The sequence below is a fragment of the Streptomyces lushanensis genome (assembly GCF_001700515.1).
Taxonomy (GTDB): domain Bacteria; phylum Actinomycetota; class Actinomycetes; order Streptomycetales; family Streptomycetaceae; genus Streptomyces; species Streptomyces lushanensis.
This window is the reverse complement of sequence record NZ_MAUD01000631.1, coordinates 1-1,675: the sequence shown is the minus strand read 5'-3', so window position 1 is coordinate 1,675 and position 1,675 is coordinate 1. Positions and strand designations below refer to the sequence as shown.

The following is a 1,675-nucleotide window of genomic DNA, read 5'->3' as shown; positions in this document are numbered from 1 at the left end:
GGTCCGGGCGTCCAGATCGCCGATGTTCAGCAGCGCGGCGGCCTGCTCGCGGTGCAGCTCGCGCCGCTCCGCGACGTCGAGGACGAGCTGATGGAGCCCGTACAGCTCGGGCGCGGCGGCCTCGGTGCCGCGGTGCGCGGCCAGCGCCCGGACCAGCGCGGCGATCAGCCGGCGGGCCAGCGTGTCCAGCTCTCCGTCGGCGACGGCAAGCCGGGCGGCGGCCAGCAGCGCGGGCTGCCGTGAGTCCAGCCACCCGGCCGCGGCCGGGACGGTCGGATAGCGCAGGGAGCGGGGCAGCGTGGCCAGCCGTTTACGGGCCGGGGAGCCGTCGGGCTCGGTGACGGCCCGGCAGGACTGGAGCAGCCGTACGGTCCGCTCCAGCATCCGGGCCCGCGCGAGCTGGACCTCGGACTCGCGGTCGTGCTTCTCCAGGAGGTCGCGCAGCAGCGGGAGGAGACAACCGGGCACCAGGTACTGGTCGGCGGCGTCGGCCGGCTGCCCGTCCGGCGCCGGACCGGGGCCTCTGCGCAGCAGCCCGAGGGCGGTGAAGTCGACAAGGGCGGTCCTGGCGGCCGAGACCGAGCAGCCGGCCAGCGCGGAGGCGGTGTGCGCGTCCACGAACCCCGCCGGAGCGAGGGCGAAGAGCCGCAGGACCCGGGCGGCGGACGGCGGCAGCGTCTCGTACACGAGCCGGAAGGCGCGGGCGAGCGGGCGGTCGCCGACCGGGCGCTCGGTGTCGTGCGGGAGGGCGCGCAGCCGCTTGGTCGCGTCGGCGACGGAGGCGGTGGGCCGGGCGGCGAGCCAGCCGCCGATCAGGACGAGCGCGGCGGGCTGACCGCCGCACTCCTCGGCGAGGGACTCGGCCGCCTGCGGATCGACGGTGATACGGACGGCGCCGGTGAACCGCGCGAGCAGTTCGATGGCGGCCTTCGCGTCCATGCCGCCGAGCGTGCAGGGGCGGACGTCGGGGATCCCGGTGAGCGGGCCCTGTGCCACGGCGACGACCAGGCAGTCCGGGTTGTCGGGGACGAGCGGATCGACCTGCTCGGCGTCCGCCGCGTCGTCGAGGAACAGCAGCACCCGCCGTACGGCCAGCGCCTCCCGCACCATCTCGGAGAGTTCGTCCTCGCCGGCGCCGGGCGGAGTGGTGACGGCGAACGCGCCGAGGATCTCGCGGGCCGTGCGCTCGGTGGGGACGCGCTCTCCCCCGGGCTCGGTCAGCCTGGCCCTGACGACGCCGTCGGGGTAGCTGTCGCGCAGTTGCCCGGCCAGTTCCTCCGCGAGCGCGGTACGGCCGGCCCCGGGCCGTCCGGCGATCAGCAGCACCCGGGCGCGCGGCTCCTTGCGTCCGGAGATGGTGTTGAGTCCGGCGCGCTCGATGTCCCCGTGCAGGGCCTTCAGCTCCCGCACCCGGCCGAAGAACTCCGCGGGCCGCGGGCCGCGGGCCGAGCCCGCCGGGGGCTGGGCGCCGCCGTGAGGTCCTGCCGCGCCGCGGCCGGGCCCCGCGCCGATGTCCGTACCGGCGCCGGCGCCCACCGGACGGATCCCGGCGGTGACCGGCGTGTCCTCACCGGCGTCGGGGTCGTCGGAGTCGTTCACGGGAGCGATCTCGTCGTAGAGGCCGGCCATGTCCTCGTCCGGTCCTGCCCCGGCGGGGCCCGCTCCGGGCGCGTTG

1 protein-coding gene is annotated in these 1,675 nt (G+C 77.0%); it reads right to left on the bottom strand.

Features of this window, described 5'->3' with window-relative positions:
* A partial coding sequence (locus BFF77_RS32005) for an ATP-binding protein (protein ID WP_169922758.1) occupies positions 1-1,629 on the bottom strand: 1,629 nt, incomplete at its 3' end.
* Between the last annotated feature and the right edge of the window lie 46 nt (positions 1,630-1,675).